The sequence below is a fragment of the Stenotrophomonas sp. YJH_SMC_29 genome, assembly GCF_059371235.1.
On record NZ_JCAFUK010000021.1, the window covers coordinates 16,631 to 33,643 of the forward strand.

Sequence of the window (17,013 nt, forward strand, 5' to 3'; positions counted from 1 at the left end):
ATGCGCATCGCCGTCATCGGTTCGGGCATCGCCGGCCTGGCCAGCGCCTGGTGGCTGGATGGCCAGCACGACGTCACCCTGTTCGAGGCCAGCGACTACCTGGGCGGGCACACCCACACCCACGACGTGCAGGTGGATGGCACCGCCATGGCGGTGGACACCGGCTTCATCGTCTTCAATCCGCAGCACTATCCGTTGTTGACGGCGCTGTTTGAAGATCTGGGCGTGGCCTCGCAGCCGACCACGATGAGCTTCTCCATGCACAGCGAGCGCAGCGGCGTGGAATACAACGCGACGTCGCTGGACGGCCTGTTCTGCCAGCGCCGCAATCTGGTCTCGCCGCGCTTCTGGGGCATGCTGGCCGATCTGCGCCGGTTCTATCGGGACGCGCCCTTGCTGCTGGCCGAACCTGAAGGCCCGACGCTCGGCGAGTACCTGCACCGCCAGCGTTATGGCGAGGCCTTCGTCGAAGAGCACCTGCTGCCGATGGCCTCGGCACTGTGGTCCTCGCCCGCGGCCACCGTGCGGGACTTCCCGGCCCGCTACCTGGCCCAGTTCATGGCCAACCACCAGATGCTGCAGATGACCGGGCGCCCGAGCTGGCGCGTGGTCAAGGGCGGCTCCGCACGCTATGTGGATGCGCTGCGCCGACGCTGGCGGGTGCATGAGCGGCTGCAGTGCCCGGTCACGGCGGTCGAACGCATGCCCTGGGGCGCGCGCGTGCACAGCGCGGCCGGGGTGGAAGCGTTCGACGAGGTGATCCTGGCCTGCCACAGCGACCAGGCGCTGGCCCTGCTGGCCGATGCTGACGCCGGCGAGCGCGAGGTGCTGGGCGCGATCCGCTACCAATCCAACGAAGCCGTGCTGCATACCGATGCATCGCTGCTGCCGCGCAACCGCAAGGCATGGGCGGCGTGGAACGCGCACGTGCCGGAGGACCCCACCTCACCCTGCACGGTCAGCTACTGCATGAACCTGCTGCAGGGCCTGCCCGGCAACACGCCGCTGGTGGTGACGCTCAACCGTACCGAGGCAATCGATCCGGCCAGGGTGCTGCGCACCCTCCACTACGCGCACCCGGTCCACGACCACGCCGCAGTCCGCGCGCAACAGCGCTGGGCGGAGGTGCAGGGTCGCCGCCATACCTGGTTCGCAGGCGCCTACTGGGGCTGGGGCTTCCACGAGGACGGCATCCGCAGCGCCCGCCGGGTGGTGGACGCGCTGCGGGCCTGCGTACCGCACCGGCAGGCGTCGGCCGCGGACGAGGTCGCCGCATGAGCGCCAGCGCCCTCTACTTCGGGCAGGTGATGCACCGCCGGCATCACCCGCACCCGCATGCGTTCCGTTACCCGATCGCGCAGCTGCTGCTCGATCTGGATGAACTCGATACGGTGTTCGCCGGGCGCTGGTTGTGGTCGGTCAACCGCCGCAACCTGGCCGAGTTCCGGCGCAGCGACTACTTCGGCGATCCCGCTCAGCCGCTGGCCGATGCGGTGCGCGACCATGCCGCGGTGACCCTGGGCTACCGGCCCGCCGGCCCGGTACGCCTGCTTACCCATCTGCGCTTTGCCGGCCACGTGTTCAACCCGGTCAGCTTCTACTACTGCTACCAGGCCGATGGCAGCACGCTGGACTGCATCGTTGCCGAAATCACCAATACGCCCTGGAAGGAACGGCACGCCTATGTGCTGCCGGCGACCACCGCCACAGACGAAGGCAGCTCCCTGCGCTGGCAGTTCGACAAGCGCTTCCACGTGTCACCGTTCATGCCCATGGACTGCCACTACGACTGGCGGTTCAACCGTCCCGATGCGGACCTGCGCGTGCACATGCAGGTCTGGCGCGACGGCGTGCGCCAGTTCGACGCCACCCAGACCATGCAGCGGCACGCCATCGACGGTCGCGGGCTGGCCCGTGTCCTGGCCTGCTATCCATTGATGACCACCCAGGTGGTGGCCGCCATCCACTGGCACGCACTGCGCCTGTGGCTGAAGCGCAATCCCGTGCACGACCACCCCACCCTTGCCGAGAAACCGCGATGAATTCGATCACTCCTTCGGTCGCGCTGCCGCGCCCCGGCGCGCTGGATGCATTCCTGCGACGCCGCCTGCTGGCCCAGCTTGCGCCGCTGCGCGACGGCCGCCTGTGCGTGCGCGACGCGCTCGGCGAAGTCTGGCTGGGCGATGCGCGCGGCGAACTGCAGGTCACGGTCACCATCGATGACCCGGCGTTCTACCGCAAGGTCGCCGCGCAGGGCAGCGTCGGCGCAGGTGAAAGCTACATCCAGGGTGAGTGGCACTGCGACGATCTGGTGGCATTGATCCGCCTGCTGGTGCGCAACCGCGATCTGCTCGACGGCATGGAACACGGGCCGGCGCGCGTGGGAGGCTGGCTGCTGCGCGGCTGGAACCGCCTGCGCCGCAACAGCCGGGAAGGCAGCCGCCGCAACATCGCCGCGCACTACGACCTCGGCAACGATTTCTTCGCGCTGTTCCTGTCGCCGGACCTGATGTATTCCTCGGCCCTGTTCGACGATGGAGACGAACCGCTGGAGGTGGCGTCGCGGCGCAAGCTGGACCGCATCTGCCAACAGCTGGCGCTGAAGCCCGGCGACCGCGTGGTCGAGATCGGCACCGGCTGGGGAGGCTTTGCCGTGCATGCGGCGCAGCACTACGGCTGCCATGTCACCACCACCACGATTTCTGCCGAACAGCATGCACTGGCCGCCGAGCGCGTGCGCGCCGCCGGCCTGCAGGACCGCGTCACGCTGTTGATGCAGGACTACCGCGACCTGCAGGGCCAGTACGACAAGCTGGTCTCCATCGAGATGATCGAAGCCATCGGCGCGGAGTACCTGCACACCTACATGGCCACGCTGCAGCGGCTGCTGAAGCCGGACGGCGTGGCCCTGCTGCAGGCCATCACCATCGAGGACCATCGCTACGAGCAGGCCCGGCGCAGCGTCGACTACATCAAGCGCTATGTGTTCCCAGGCAGCTTCATTCCGTCGATCAATGCGATCCTGGCGGCCAAGACCCGTGCCAGCGACCTGCAGCTGATCGCGCAGCAGGACTTCGGGCACTCCTACGCACTGACGCTGCGGGCCTGGAGGCAGCGTTTCCTGGCGCAGCTGCCGAGCGTGCAGGCGCAGGGCTTCGACGCCCGCTTCTGCCGGATGTGGGAGTTCTACCTGGCTTACTGCGAAGGCGGGTTCCTCGAGCGTTCGATCGGCGTCTCGCACCTGCTGCTCGCTCGCCCTTCGCATCGGCCAGCCCTCTCAGCGGGCCGGGCCGGCTGACATGCGCCGGTTCTGGGCAAATCTGCTTGGCAACCAGCTGGTCTGGCTGTGTGCCGTGGCGGGAGCAGGACGCGGCTGGCAGTGGCCGGCGCTGCTGGCGGCGTCGCTCTACATCGGCAGCCAGCTGCTGACCTCGCCGCATCCGCGGCTGGACCTGCGGCTGATGGTGCTCGCGCTGGCCTGCGCCTGGCTGGTGGATGCCAGCGCCGCCGCCAGCGGCACCGTGCGCTATGCCGCCGCGCCGCTCGGCTGGGCGCCGCCACCGTGGATCCTGGCGCTGTGGGCTGCCTTTGCCATGACGCTGACCACCTCGATGCGCTTCCTGCAGCGCCACCCGGTCCTGCCGGCCCTGTTCGGCCTGCTGCTGGCGCCGCTGGCCTATCTGTCTGCGGCGCGCGGGTTCGATGCGGTGCAGTTCACGGCGCCGGCCTGGCAGGGCCTGCTGGTGCTGGGCGCAGGCTGGAGCATTGCGCTGTCGCTGCTGTGCCAGTGCGCCCGTCGCGGTTCACGCACCCCCTCACCCCCGCTGGCCGGAGCACCGTCATGAGTCATCTGTTGTGGGTCCTGCTGTACTCCGTGCTGATGATGAGCTGGGGCTGGGCCTGGCAGCGCCGCCGGCAGAACATCGGCGTGGTCGACGTGCTCTGGGCCAAGGGCGTGGCGGTGTCGGCCGTGCTGCTGGCGCTGCTCGGCGAAGGCGCGCTGGTGCCGCGGGTTGCGCTGAGCGTGCTCGGTGGCCTGTGGGGCAGCCGGCTGGCCCTGCACCTGTGGCACCGGGTGCGCAGCGAACCGGAAGACGGCCGCTACCGCTACCTGCGCGAACACTGGCAGGGCCATCAGGGCAAGATCTTCGGCTTCTTCATGGCGCAGGCGCTGCTGGTGCTGCTGTTCGCCCTGCCCTTCGTCGCCGTGGCATCCAACCCGCAGGCCGGCGTGACCGGGTGGATCGTGGGCGCAGGCCTGGTGTGGCTGCTGAGCGTCGGCGGCGAGGCCCTGGCCGACCGCCAGCTTGCCCGCTTCCGCGCGGACCCGGCAAACAAGGGCCGCACCTGCCGTGAGGGACTGTGGCGCTATTCGCGGCACCCCAACTACTTCTTTGAGTGGCTGCACTGGTTCAGCTACGTCCTGCTCGCCGTCGGCTCACCGCTGTGGTGGCTGGCGTGGACCGGCCCGCTGCTGATGTACGTGTTCCTGCGCTACCTCAGCGGTATTCCGTTCACTGAAAAGCAGGCCCTTCGCAGCCGTGGCGACGACTATCGCGCCTACCAGCGCAGCACCCCGATGTTCTTTCCCTGGTTTCCCCATTCTTCCAAGGAGCATTCCGCATGAACGCGATCCCGTCACTGAACCCGGCCGACGATGCGGAAACCGGGCTGATCGCCTGGGCCGAACGCGGACTGGTTCCCGATGCGGCGCTGCGTGCCGGCATCCGTCGCCTGTGCGCGCAGCGCCTGCATGAGGAATTGGCGGGCGGCATCGAGGCCCAGTCCGCGCGCTTCAGCCATCGCATCGCCGAGCTGGCCGACAGCCCGCTGGCGCTGCATACCGAGGCAGCCAACCGCCAGCACTACGAAGTTCCGGCGGCGTTCTTCCAGGCCTGCCTGGGCAGGCGCCTGAAGTACAGCAGCTGCTACTACCCCACCGGGCGCGAGACGCTGGACCAGGCCGAGGAGGCCATGCTTGCGCTGTACGGCCAGCGCGCCGAACTGGCCGATGGCCAGCAGATCCTCGAACTGGGCTGTGGCTGGGGTTCGCTGACCCTGTGGATGGCCGAGCGCTATCCCAACGCAGCAATCACCGCCGTGTCCAACTCGCACAGCCAGCGCCAGCACATCATGGCGCAGTGCCAGGCCAGGGGACTGCACAACGTCGAGGTGATCACCCGCGACGTCAACCAGCTTGAACTGCCCGCCGCACGCTTCGACCGCTGCGTCTCGGTGGAAATGTTCGAACATGTGCGCAACTACGAGCGCCTGCTGGCGCGCATCGGCCAGTGGCTGAAGCCCGACGGCGCCCTGTTCGTGCACATCTTCGCCCACCGCACGCTGATGTACCCGTTCGAGACCGAGGGCGGCGACAACTGGATGGGCCGCCATTTCTTCACCGGCGGCCTGATGCCGGCGGCCGACACGCTGCTGCATTTCCAGCGTGACCTGCGGCTTGACCAGCGCTGGTTGCTGGACGGCACCCACTACCAGCGCACGGCCGACCATTGGCTGGCCAACCAGGATGCATCCCGCGAGGCGGTGATGCCGGTGCTGGTCGCGACCTACGGCCAGGCCGCCGCGAAGATCTGGTGGCAGCGCTGGCGCATGTTCTGGATGGCCTGTGCCGAGCTGTTCGGCTACGACGACGGCCAGCAATGGCTGGTTGCCCATTACCTGTTCCGTCCCCGCTGAGGTGTGACATGCACATCCGTTCGCTGCTTCCCCTGTTGGCATTGAGCCTGTTCGGTTCCGGCTGCAGTTCCAGCGAGACCCGCCCCCTGCCCCGCCCGCCCTCGGTGGAGGTGCCGCGCTTCATGGGCGACTGGTATGTCATTGCCCACATTCCATCATGGCCCGAGCGCGAGGCCTTCGACGCCGTGGAAAGCTATGCGCTGAAACCGGATGGACGCATCCAGACCACGTTCACCTATCGCAAGGGCAGTTTCGATGCCCCGCAGAAGTCGATGCACCCCATCGGACGGGTCGAGAAGGAGGGCAACGGCGCGATCTGGGGCATGCAGTTCATCTGGCCGATCCAGGCCGAGTATGTGATCGCCTGGCTGGACGATGACTATGGCCAGACCATCGTCGCGCGCAGCAAGCGTGACTATGTCTGGTTCATGGCACGGACACCACAGGTGTCAGAGCGCGACTACCAGCAGGCGGTGCAGCGTATTGCGGCCATGGGTTACGACACCGGGAAGCTGCGGCGCGTGCCGCAGTCGGTGCGCTAGGTCGCGTTTCACGCGTGTTGCGCCGCCCTGACGATAGGTAGCGCTCATGAATGAACAAGGATCGATGGATCAGAGCCATCGATCTTTAGGAATAGTCGTAAAAACGCAACGAATTCGATGTTCGACGCGACAGCGGCGCCAGAATGGCGGCCACGCCTACGGGCGCCGACCACCTCCCGCGCATGAATGGATTTCCTGCACCGCGTCGGCTTAGGCTGGCGCTTCTGGACGACCATGAAGTCGTCCGCCGCGGTACCGCCCTGCACCTCTCCGGTGACCTGCGATTCGACATCGTCGCCAGCCATGGCTGCAGCAGCGACCTGATCCACAGCCTGCGCTGCACGCCGGTGGACGTGGCGGTCATCGACCTCACGCTCGCCCGCGGCGATCTGTGCAGCATCGAGCTGGTATCGCTGCTGTGCCGGGACTTCCCGCGCACGTCGCTGCTGGCGTTCGCTACGCTCTCGCCCACCACCAACCTCAACAGCCTGATCGATGCCGGGCTCCACGGATTCGTCAGCAAGGCCGAACCGCTTACCGCCCTGTCGGATGCCATTGTACGCGTGTCGCAGGGGTTGCTGCGGGTGCCTCCGGACGTCCGGCTGGCCGGCGATCGCGGCGAGCTCAGCCGCAACGAGCGCGAAGTACTGGGCCTGCTGCTGCAGGGCCTGACCGTGTCCGAGATCGCGCTGCGCCGGCACCGCAGCATCAAGACCGTCAGTACCCAGAAGGTCGCCGTACTGCGCAAGCTGGGATTGCGCAGCGATGTGGAAATCTATGCGCTGCGCGAACGGATGGAATCGCCGTGACCCGCCAGGCACCGTTGCGCCGGCGCCTGCTGTCGATCGGCCTGCTGGCGCTGCTGCTTCTGCCCGCAGCGTCGGCCGAAGACATCCGCTCGCCGCGCTGGCTGCCGGGCAGCAGCGTGCGGGTGGCCACCGCTCCCTCGCTGCGACCGGTGCCGTCGACACTGATCGATGCGACAGCGCCGCCCACGCTCGCCCATGGCTACGCCAACCTCGTCGCCCGGCACGCCCAGCTCCGCTTCCTGGAGCATCCCTATCCGACGACCGCCGCCTCGATCCTCGCCGTGTGCCACCACGACGCCGACCTGGTCATGGTGTTCGACGGCGCGCGACACCTGTCGCTGGCCTGCCCCGGCCTCGCCGCCTCCGGCCGTTTCCGCGGCGGCGCCACGCTGGTGGCCGGGCGCGCTGGCGAGTGGTTGCCGCGGCAGATGGGCGAGCTCGACGGGCAGGTCATCGCGGTCGTTGAAGGCGGGCCTTACGCCGGTTGGCTGAGCGCGCATCATCCGCAGATCCGGCTGAAGCAGATGCCTGACCGGCACGCAGCGCTGGCGGCCGTCGAATCCGGGCTGGCGGACATGGCGATCGGCATCGAGTCGACACTGCGCCCGCTGGTCCGTCGCCACTTCAACGGACGCCTGCGCCTGCAGCCATTCGACAGCGGATTTTCCACCGACCTGTACCTGCTCGTCCGCCAGGAAGACCAGCAGCTTCTCCAGCGCATCGACCAGGCATTGCGGCAGATCACGCTGGAGGAGCATGCCGGACTGCTCCATCTCTGGGCCGGACAGACGCTGCCTGCGGCGGCCGGGAACGCCCTGGACTGGATGTGGTCAGCGCCCCCGCGCGGCTGGCTGTTGCTGGCGCCCATGCTGATCGCCCTGCCGTTGCTGTGGCGCATGTTCCGGCAACGGCAGGCAAGCGGCGACCGCCGCAGCGCGCAGGCCATCGGGGTCATCAGCCACGAGATGCGCAATTCGGCGCAGGCCGTGCTGACCTCGATCGAGCTGCTGGGACAATCGCCCCTGCGCAAAGGCGAGCGCGATCTGCTTGCGGCTGCCAGCCATGCCAGCCAATCACTGCGCGGCCTGCTGAACCGCGCACTCGATTTTTCGCGCCTGGCCAGCGGAGCGTTCAAGCCACATGCGCATCCCTGTGATATTGCCCAGGTCTGCCGGCAGGCGCTGGAGTCGATCCGGCCGCAGGCGCAGCGCAAGGGCCTGACGCTGCATCTGGATGCGCCGTCCACCGCGACGACCCTCATCCTGCTGGATGCCGATGCCGTGCGCCAGATCGCCAGCAACCTGCTGGCCAACGCGGTCAAATTCAGTGACGTCGGCGGCATCGAGCTGCGCCTGCAGCTCACGCCCGCCGCGCGGCCGCGGGAACTGCTGCTGGAGGTGATCGACAGCGGCATCGGCATCGAGCCAGCCCAGGTCGCCACGCTGTTCCAGCCATTCCAGCAGGGCAGCGGCGGCCACCAGCGCGGCGGAACGGGCCTGGGGCTCTCCATCGCGCGCGAGCTGGCCCGTGCGATGGGAGGCGACCTGACCGTGCACAGCGTGCTGGGGCGCGGCAGCCGCTTCATCCTGCGCCTGCCGACCGGTCCGGCGGACAGCGGTGAGGACGTCGAGGACATGCCCGTCGGCGGCACGCCGCTGGCCGGCGTGCGGCTGCTGCTGGTCGAGGACCATGCGCTCAATCGCCACGTGCTTGCCACGCAACTGCAGCGCTGGGGCGCAGAGGTATGTGCACTGGAGGATGCGGCCAGTGCCCTGGCCGAACAGATGCGCCAGCCCCGCGCTGCCGCACTGATCGATATCGGCCTGCGTGGCGTCGATGGCCATGCGCTGGCGCGCGAACTGCGCCGCCAGGGTGGGCAGCCGCTGCGCCTGATCGCGCTGTCGGCGCGCACCGGCCGCCGTCACCGCGCACGCTGCCGCCGCTCGGGCTTCGACGCGGTGCTGACCAAGCCACTGCGCGCTGCCCAACTGCTGGCTGCGCTCGGTATTGCGGCGCCGGAGGGGCTGGATGCAGTGCCACCGGTGGCTGCAATGGATGCGGCCTATGACGCGGATATCCGCGAAGAGCTGAAGAAGATCGCGCAGGCCATCGGCCGCGCCGACGCACCCTGCTTGGGCCACCACGCGCATCGCCTGCAGGGCACGCTGCAGATGCTGGGGCGACACGCGCAGGCGCCCCTCGCTGCGCAGCTGGTCGATCTGGCACATGACGCAGCGCCGGACTGGGCCGGCGCACGTCGTCTGCTGGACCTGTTGCAGGCCGGACAGGGTTCCCGCGGTGCGGGAACCCTGCAGGCGCCGTGATCAGGCCGCCAGGCGCTCGACCTGGCGACGGGTCAGGTCATTGAAGCGACCCAGCGACATCAGGTGCTGGTGGATCAGCGCCAGCCAGCCGCTGCGGTGCCACTCGACCACGGTCGCTTCCGGCAGCGCAACGAACTTCTCGACGTCCACGACCAGGAAACCATTGAGGTTGAACTCGCGGCCATCCGGGGTCCGCACGGTGGCGTTGCGCTCGACCAGCAGGCCGTTGTCGGTCAGGGCCTTGGAGAAGGCCAGGGTCTGTTCGTGTTCGCGGGTGTACTGGCCGCAGAACTCCAGCGCCTGCTGCACCATCTCGGTGGCCTTGCCGTCAACGAACAGCGGCTGGCCTTCTTCGCCGCCCTTGACCACGCGCGGGCTTTCCTCGTCGATGCCCAGCAGGAAGTCATTGTCCGCGCCGGTGTCGATGAAGATGAAGGGGTGGCGGCGCAGATAGGCCGGGATATAGGCCTCGTCTTCCCACAGCCCGTCCTTGATGAACAGGTTCTGGTCGGACACGCCCACCGCAGCCATCGGGACCGCACCCGGGCCGGCGAACAGGATCGGGAAGTGGTGCAGCGCCAGCGAGAACTCGCCCAGCACCAGCGGAATGGCGTTGTTGCCGGCGGCGAACTCGAGCTTGCCCGGCAGGATGCGCAAGTCGGCGTGCACATCGGCCTGCAGCGGCACCGGACGGGTATAGAACAGGGGAGCGCCGCTCGGCGCCGCTTCGGTGGTGGTGTCGCTGGTGGTGGTCATCTTGGGAACCGTTCGATCATGCGCGCCTGCCATCCCGGGCACGCCAGCGGGAACAACCTGAATCCCGCATTATCAACAAGCACGATGACAACGGCCACCCCGCCGGCAAACTATTTCAGCTGCAACGGATAGCGCTGCCAGAGCACGTGGACCAGGAATCCGGCCAGCTCGGTGTCGCGCGCGCTCACTGCGGCGCGGATCTTGTCCAGCAGCACCATGTCGCTGCAGGAGCGGACGTCGGCGTGGTTCGCCTGCCCTGCCCTGCGCGCACGGTAGCGCGCGGCCCGTTGCGCGTCGCTCATCGCGTACCCGAACTTGGGCGGACGACCGCGCTTGCGCGGCAGGGTCAGCTCCAGGGTTCCGGGGTCTTTGTCATCACGCATGGGCAGGGTGCGGGCGGCGGCGAGCAACGGGGGGTGCGCAATTTATCGTGAGGCATCACTTTAATCCAGCGTTTTCTGCACTTTTGTTGCGATGCAGTGCAAAAATCGCGCCGCCAGCACTCCCTCCAGGCATGGCGTGAATCTACTGCAGAGTTCGCGACCCGGTCACCCGGCAGCGCCACGCCATGCGTGGATGCGGAAACCCGCCAGCACATGGCAGATCCACGCCATGCGTGGATACGGAAATCCGGACGCACAGAAAAAAGGGAGCCCGCGAACGGGCTCCCCTCACTTTGCTCATGCCGCGCGTACCGGCTCGTAGCCATGCAGGTGCGCCTCGCTGCTCGCGCGTCCCTGGCTGAGCGAGCGCAGCGAAGTCGTATATCCGACCAGCTGCGCCAGCGGTGCGAAGCCGCTGACCTCGGCGCGCCCGTCCTGGTCCTCGATGCGGGCGATGCGGCCATGGCGACGGTTGAGGTCGCCGACCACGTCACCCACCGACGCCGACGGCGAATGCACCGTCACCGCCATCACCGGCTCCAGCAGCTGCGTGCCACCCTCGGCCAGCGCCGCCTTGATCGCCTCGGCACCCGCACGATGGAACGCCATCTCCGACGAGTCCTTCGCATGGGTCTGGCCATCCACAAGCGTGACCTCGATACCCACCACCGGATGCCCGTGCGGGCCTTCCGACAGCGCAGCCCGCACGCCCTTCTCCACCGCCGCGATGAAGCTGCGCGGCACCACGCCACCGACGATGCGGTCATTGAACACCACCTGGTCGTCCTCGCGCGGCGATACGTCCAGCACCACGTGCGCGAACTGGCCCTGGCCACCGGTCTGCTTGACCAGCCGCCCGACGACACCGGTCATCGGGCGCATCGGCGTCTCCTGGTAGGCCACGCGTGGCGCACCTACGCCCACATCGACCTTCCACTCGCTGCGCAGGCGCTCGACCATCACTTCCAGGTGCAGCTCGCCCATGCCCCAGACCAGGGTTTCACCCGTTTCCCGGTCCGTTTCCACACGGAACGAGGGGTCTTCCTGGGCCAGGCTGGCCAGGCCCTGCGCCATCCGGATCAGGTCCGCCGCACGCGCCGGCTCCAGGCGCCAGGCCAGCACCGGCGCCTGGGCCTGGATGTTCTCCAGGCGCAGCGGGCGTGCACGACTGCTCAGCGTTTCACCGCTGACCGCATCCTTCCAGCCCAGCACCGCGACGATGTCCCCGGCCACGGCCTGGTCGATGTCGTGGGTCTGGTCGGCCTGCACCCGCACCAGCCGGCTGACCCGCCGACCCTGCGGATGCTGCGAACTGGCTACCGCGTCGCCCACCTTCAAGCTGCCCGAGTACAGCCGCACGAAGCTCAGCGCGCCGTGCTGCTGGTGGGTGATCTTGAACAGCAGGCCGGCCAGCGGACCATCCGGGTCCGGCGGCAGTACCACCTCGCCGTCATCGCTTTCGGCGCTGACGGCAGGGCGATCCAGCGGCGACGGCAGGTAATTGACCACAGCGTCCAGCAGCGTCTCGATACCCTTGTCCTTGAACGCGGCACCGGCCAGCACGGGCACGCCCGCACCGGCGAGCGTCGCCCGGCGGATCGCCGCGCGCAGCGCCCCGGCATCGATCACGCGACCTTCCAGCCAGGCATCGGCCAGCTGTTCATCGTGATCGGCCACGGCTTCGACCAGCGCATCGCGCTGCGGCTGCCACTGCGCACGCGCCGCGTCGTCCCACGCGGTGATGGACGCGGCCGCACCGTCCTGCCACTGCAGCACGCGCTCGTCGACCAGGTCGACCCAGCCGTTGAAGCCGCTTTCGCTGCCCAGCGGAACGCCGAGCGCCCAGGGTCGTGCCTGCAGCTTGTCCTGCAGCTGCTCCAGCACGCGCTCGAACGAGGCGCCGACGCGGTCCATCTTGTTGACGAAAGCGATCAGCGGCACGCGATGGCGACGCGCCTGGCGCCACACGGTTTCGGACTGCGGTTGCACGCCATCCACGGCCGAGAACACGGCCACGGCACCGTCGAGCACCCGCAGCGAACGCTCGACCTCGATGGCGAAGTCGATGTGGCCGGGGGTGTCGATCAGGGTCAGCCGATGCGGCGGCAGGTCGCGCGGCGCCCACTGCGCCTGCACGGCAGCCGCGCCAATGGTGATGCCACGTTCGCGCTCGATCGCCGAGAAGTCGGTGGTCGCGTTGCCGTCGTGTACTTCGCCGACGCGGTGGATCTCGCCGCTTTTCCACAGCAGGCGTTCGGTCAGCGTGGTCTTGCCGGCGTCGATGTGGGCAATGATGCCAAGGTTGCGACGGCGGGAAAGGACTTGGGTGTTCATGAGAAAGGTTCCTGCAAAGCCAACTTCGGGGGCCGCGCACCCCGGTTGGCGACAGGGTGCGCGGCTAGCGTTCGGTCTCGGCGATCTGGTGCATGGCACGTTCTCCTTTGCGGTACTGGGAAGCGTCGGCTGGGTAGAGTCGACTGTTAGTCGACTCGCGGGAAATTAGTCGAGTACAAGAATCAAAAACGAAAAGAGCGCCCCGGAGGGCGCTCTGTCGAAGGTCCAGCGATGGCCGCTTCAACGGCCTCGTGGGGCTGCAGGCAGACACGCCCGTTCCGCGCTTGCGCGGGTCAGGGTGAAAAACTTCAGGAGCGGCATCCGGTTCATGGCGCGCATTGTAGGCCTGCCAATCTGGCGCGCAAGTGAATATTGCACACACAAATGGAACGATGAGGCCGGCGGGCGTCAGGGGCGGATCCCTTTGCGACGGCAAAGGGATCTGACCCCTCTCAGCCTTTACTTGCAGCCGTGCAGCGTGCGCGCCTCGGCCACGGTCGCCGCCTGGTCATCTCCCATCGACATCCACCCCTTCAGCGACGTCGCCGGGTCCATGTGCGGCAGCCGTGGGCCGCCATGGATCACCACCTCGGTCCAGCTACCGACCGGGGCCAGTTCGGACAGGCGTGCCGCCTGGTCATCCTCGGTGCTGAACGTGTCGTCCGGGCTCGCGGGGGGCGTTGTGTTCACGGTCGCGGTCTTGCGGGAATGCACGCGCAGCGCGCCGCCCGGCATGCGCTGGGTGGTGATGTCGTAGCGCTCGATACCGTACGCCCAAGGATTTTCGCCAACGCTGCGGGTCTCGCTTCCGTCATCCGCCACCGCCACCACCTCGCCCGCCGGGCCGACCACGCCCGCGACAGCGCCCAGGCCGGACATCAGCGCCTGGTAGACGATCATCTGCCGCTGCTCGGTGCTCAACGCAGCGGCCTTGAGCTTGGCAGGGGGAATCTGCAGGTACGCCGCCTCCTTGCAAAGCACCAGCACCTGCTGGTCGTCCCAGCTCACGGACATTTCCTCGTTGGCGAAGTACTGCGTCCGGATGGACGCAACAGGGGAGCCCGCGCCAGCGGAATGCCGGATCTCGATCAGCGAGGCATTCTCCGCCGCATCGGTCAGCGAAACCGGCGAGGTGGAAGCCGCAGTCGCAGCGCCTGCGAAGCCAGCCAACACGGCCAGCACAGTGCCGCGCGAAATGCTACAGATCATTGCATCAGTCCATTGAGGGAATACCGGCCGGACATGATACGCGGCGACGGCGGCAGATCCGGCCTATGTCACCACCACCAGCGGTACCCCGCGCCGCGGATGCTCCAGCACCACCACATCCTGCTGGTAAACCCGCTGCAGGTTGTCTTCGGTCAGCACCTGCAGCGGCGTGCCATCGGCCGCCACCCTGCCCTGCTCCAGCAGCACGATGCGGTCGGCATAGCCGGCGGCCAGGTTGAGGTCGTGCAGCACCACAATCACGCACGCACCGGCTTCGGCACAGGCACGCACACTGCGCAGCGTGCGCTCCTGGTGGCGCAGATCCAGCGCGGCGGTCGGCTCATCAAGCAACAGCAGCGGCGTGTCCTGCGCCAGCACGCGCGCAAACGTTGTCCGCGCAGACTCGCCACCGGACAGCTGCTGCACCTCGCGCAGGCGCAGCGCCTGCAGTTCGGCGGCATCGATGGCAGCTTCCACCTGAGCATCGTCCACACGCGGATCCGGCGGATGCGGCAACCGTCCCATCGCCACCACTTCTTCCACGCTGAAGGCGAAGCGCACGCCATGCTCCTGCGGCATCACCGCGCGCTCGCGTGCCAGCGGCCCCGCCTTGTAACTGGCCAACGGCTTGCCCAGCAGGCTCACCTCACCCACGTCGGCACGCAGGTCACCGGCAGCCACCGCCAACAGCGTTGACTTGCCTGCGCCGTTCGGCCCAACCAATGCGGTCACCGTGCCCGGCTCGAACGCGAGCGAGATGCCATGCAGGATCTCGCGCTGCTGGCGGCGCACCACCACCTCGTGCAGTTTCAGAAGCACGCTCATGGCGCCGCCTTGCGGCGCTGCTGCAGCACCAGCCAGAGGAAGAACGGTGCGCCCAGCGCGGCCGAGAACAGGCCCAGCGGAATCTCTGCCGGCGGGTCGAGCGTGCGTGCAGCGGTGTCGGCCACCACGATCAGCAGCGCACCCAGCAGGCCGGACAACGGCAGCAACCAGCGATGCCCGGGGCCGACCAGCAGGCGCGCGACGTGCGGCACCACCAGGCCAACGAAACTGATCGAGCCGGCAAACGCCACCGCTGCGCCCACCAGCAGCGCACTGAACGCCACCAGCCGACGTCGCGTGCGGGTGACATCCAGCCCAAGGTGCTGTGCCTGGCGTTCGCCCAGTGCCAGCATGTCCAGCGGCGTGGCCAGCCGCTGCAGCGCAAACACGCCAATCGCAAACAACGGCACCACGGCTGCCACATCGGCCCAGTTGGCGCGCGCCAGCGAGCCCATCTGCCAGAACACCAGCGACTGCAGCTCGCTTTCGCTGGCGATGTAAGTAAGGAAACCGATCAGCGCCGAGCAGAATGCAGCCATCGCGATGCCGACCAGCAACAGCGTCGCGTTGCCCGAACCTTTGCCGGGCCGGGCCAGTGCGTAGGTGAGGCCGATCGCCAGCGCACCGCCGGCGAACGCCGCCACCGGCACCAGCCAGCCGGCCGCACCGGCAGCGCCGAGCACGATGGCGGCCACCGCCCCCAGCGCAGCACCCTGGCTGACACCGACGATGCCGGGGTCCGCCAGCGGATTGCCGAACAGGCCCTGCAGGCTGGCACCGGCCATCGCCAGCGACGCACCCACCATTGCGCCCAACAGGGCACGCGGAATGCGCAGCTGCCAGACCACGGCCAGGTCGCGACTGCTGACCGCCTCTGGGTCAAGCAGGCCCAGCTTCACCGCCAGCGCCTGCATCACCTCCAGCGGCGGCAACCGCAACGGACCCACGGCGAACGACGCCAGCACTGCCCCCAGCAGTGCCAGCAACGCCACCATCAACATCGCCCGCCCGCGACGGCGGCGCCGATCCGCCGGACTCATGCCTTGGGCAACGCCGCCAGGGCCTTGGCCAGCGCCAGCGCGCCCGCACCAGAACCCACGCTGGTGTACTTCAGCTGCACATCCGGCATCACCCAGACCCGATTGGCCTGCCCGGCCGGGGTCTGCTTCAGCGTCGGGTACGCCTTCCACAGGCCTTCGGCACCGCCGAACAGCTGCAGGTCATGCTCGGTCACCAGGATCACTTCCGGCGCCGCCGCGACCACGCCCTCATTGCTCAGCTGCGAGTAGTTCTTCACCCCGGCCTCGGTACCGATGTTGATGCCGCCGGCCAGCGCGATCAGCTGCGCCGACGCGCTGTCGGCACCTGCAACAGTGGGCGAGCCGCCAGCGCCGGTGGCCGAGACGTGGATCAGTCGTGGCGCATGGCCCAGGCCCTTGCCAATCGCTGCAGCCTCGTCGAGCTGGCGCTGCACCTGCGTGGCCAGTGTTTGCCCCGCTTCGGCCAGCCCTAGTGCGGCGGCGACCTTGCGCACCTTGTCCGGCGCCGGCTGCAGATCATCGATGACCACCGCTGGCTCGCCCACCTCGCGCAGCTTTTTGGCCAGCTCGGTGTGGCGGCGCAGGCTGTTGCCGAGGAACAGCGAGCCCTGCAGGCTCAGCACGCCCTCCACGCCGGTGGTGCGGTTGAACAGGAACTGGTGCGGCGCGGCCAGGCCGGCCTGGGTGGTGGTGTTGGTCGGTGCCGCGAACACCTGCGTGCCCAGGCCCAGCGCCTCGATCACCGCGATGACGTCGTCGCCGCCGGCAATGATCCGGCGGGTATCGATCACCTCGATATCGGCGCCGTCATCGGAATGCACTTTGGCCGGCAGCACCGCCTTCTGGTCATGCACCGCCGGCATCTCGGCACCGGCCACGCGCTGCCAGCCTGCCGGCAACGCGGTGTCCGCAGCGGCGGTTGCGGCGGGCGGCTCGGCGGCCTTGTGGCCATCAGGCGGTGTCGACGAACCGCTACAGGCGGCCAGCGCCAGCGAAACAGCCAACGGAAGCGCACACAGGCGCAGACGGGACGCGATGTTCATGCTCGTTCTCCTTGCTGGCAGGGCGACGTGCAGGCCGCCCCGCCCTGTGAC

The 17,013-nt window shown here is 68.3% G+C and carries 16 protein-coding genes; 9 read left to right on the forward strand and 7 right to left on the reverse strand.

From position 1 onward, the window contains the following. From AC5P9I_RS18695 to AC5P9I_RS18735, 9 genes are all read left to right on the forward strand, one after another. Positions 1 to 1,278, forward strand: coding sequence for an NAD(P)/FAD-dependent oxidoreductase (locus AC5P9I_RS18695; RefSeq protein WP_057495038.1), 1,278 nt, complete (start codon positions 1 to 3; stop codon positions 1,276 to 1,278). Beyond that, the gene (locus AC5P9I_RS18700) at positions 1,275 to 2,042 is read left to right on the forward strand and encodes a DUF1365 domain-containing protein (RefSeq protein ID WP_049467677.1); all 768 of its coding nucleotides are present in this window, start codon (positions 1,275 to 1,277) and stop codon (positions 2,040 to 2,042) included. Before AC5P9I_RS18695 ends, AC5P9I_RS18700 begins: the two co-directional genes overlap by 4 nt. Then, positions 2,039 to 3,298 (forward strand): SAM-dependent methyltransferase, encoded by a 1,260-nt coding sequence (locus AC5P9I_RS18705; protein ID WP_049467678.1) that lies wholly within the window; start codon positions 2,039 to 2,041, stop codon positions 3,296 to 3,298. Before AC5P9I_RS18700 ends, AC5P9I_RS18705 begins: the two co-directional genes overlap by 4 nt. Before the next feature lies 1 nt (position 3,299). Next, a complete protein-coding gene (locus AC5P9I_RS18710; protein WP_049467680.1) occupies positions 3,300 to 3,845 on the forward strand; it encodes a DUF2878 domain-containing protein in 546 nt (181 codons plus the stop codon). Continuing rightward, positions 3,842 to 4,627, forward strand: coding sequence for a DUF1295 domain-containing protein (locus AC5P9I_RS18715; protein WP_187756638.1), 786 nt, complete (start codon positions 3,842 to 3,844; stop codon positions 4,625 to 4,627). The genes AC5P9I_RS18710 and AC5P9I_RS18715 overlap by 4 nt, the downstream gene beginning before the upstream one ends. Next, positions 4,624 to 5,697, forward strand: coding sequence for an SAM-dependent methyltransferase (locus AC5P9I_RS18720; protein ID WP_049467684.1), 1,074 nt, complete (start codon positions 4,624 to 4,626; stop codon positions 5,695 to 5,697). The genes AC5P9I_RS18715 and AC5P9I_RS18720 overlap by 4 nt, the downstream gene beginning before the upstream one ends. A gap of 8 nt (positions 5,698 to 5,705) precedes the next feature. Beyond that, entirely contained in the window at positions 5,706 to 6,239 is a 534-nt protein-coding gene (locus AC5P9I_RS18725) for a lipocalin family protein (protein ID WP_049467685.1), read from the forward strand. Between the two features lie 182 nt (positions 6,240 to 6,421). Beyond that, a complete protein-coding gene (locus AC5P9I_RS18730) occupies positions 6,422 to 7,048 on the forward strand; it encodes a LuxR C-terminal-related transcriptional regulator (RefSeq protein ID WP_049467688.1) in 627 nt (208 codons plus the stop codon). Then, positions 7,045 to 9,372 carry an ATP-binding protein gene (locus AC5P9I_RS18735; protein ID WP_235645298.1) on the forward strand — a complete coding sequence of 776 codons (2,328 nt, stop codon included), beginning with the start codon at positions 7,045 to 7,047 and terminating at the stop codon, positions 9,370 to 9,372. Before AC5P9I_RS18730 ends, AC5P9I_RS18735 begins: the two co-directional genes overlap by 4 nt. Here the strand turns inward: AC5P9I_RS18735 and AC5P9I_RS18740 are convergent, their stop codons facing one another. The 7 genes from AC5P9I_RS18740 to AC5P9I_RS18770 form a co-directional block, all read right to left on the reverse strand. Beyond that, entirely contained in the window at positions 9,373 to 10,128 is a 756-nt protein-coding gene (locus tag AC5P9I_RS18740; protein WP_049467690.1) for a SapC family protein, read from the reverse strand. Between the two features lie 110 nt (positions 10,129 to 10,238). Then, positions 10,239 to 10,511 carry a hypothetical protein gene (locus AC5P9I_RS18745; RefSeq protein ID WP_005409616.1) on the reverse strand — a complete coding sequence of 91 codons (273 nt, stop codon included), beginning with the start codon at positions 10,509 to 10,511 and terminating at the stop codon, positions 10,239 to 10,241. A gap of 297 nt (positions 10,512 to 10,808) precedes the next feature. Continuing rightward, positions 10,809 to 12,845: an elongation factor G gene (fusA, locus tag AC5P9I_RS18750; protein WP_049467693.1), complete on the reverse strand. Its 2,037-nt coding sequence runs from the start codon at positions 12,843 to 12,845 to the stop codon at positions 10,809 to 10,811. 459 nt (positions 12,846 to 13,304) lie between these two features. After that, positions 13,305 to 14,054 carry a hypothetical protein gene (locus AC5P9I_RS18755; RefSeq protein WP_049467696.1) on the reverse strand — a complete coding sequence of 250 codons (750 nt, stop codon included), beginning with the start codon at positions 14,052 to 14,054 and terminating at the stop codon, positions 13,305 to 13,307. A gap of 63 nt (positions 14,055 to 14,117) precedes the next feature. Further along, positions 14,118 to 14,879 carry a heme ABC transporter ATP-binding protein gene (locus AC5P9I_RS18760; protein ID WP_049467698.1) on the reverse strand — a complete coding sequence of 254 codons (762 nt, stop codon included), beginning with the start codon at positions 14,877 to 14,879 and terminating at the stop codon, positions 14,118 to 14,120. Then, positions 14,876 to 15,919 carry a FecCD family ABC transporter permease gene (locus tag AC5P9I_RS18765; protein WP_049467701.1) on the reverse strand — a complete coding sequence of 348 codons (1,044 nt, stop codon included), beginning with the start codon at positions 15,917 to 15,919 and terminating at the stop codon, positions 14,876 to 14,878. The genes AC5P9I_RS18760 and AC5P9I_RS18765 overlap by 4 nt, the downstream gene beginning before the upstream one ends. Further along, on the reverse strand, positions 15,916 to 16,962 hold the full coding sequence (locus tag AC5P9I_RS18770; RefSeq protein WP_049467702.1) for a heme/hemin ABC transporter substrate-binding protein: 1,047 nt from the start codon (positions 16,960 to 16,962) through the stop codon (positions 15,916 to 15,918). The genes AC5P9I_RS18765 and AC5P9I_RS18770 overlap by 4 nt, the downstream gene beginning before the upstream one ends. Positions 16,963 to 17,013 lie beyond the last annotated feature (51 nt).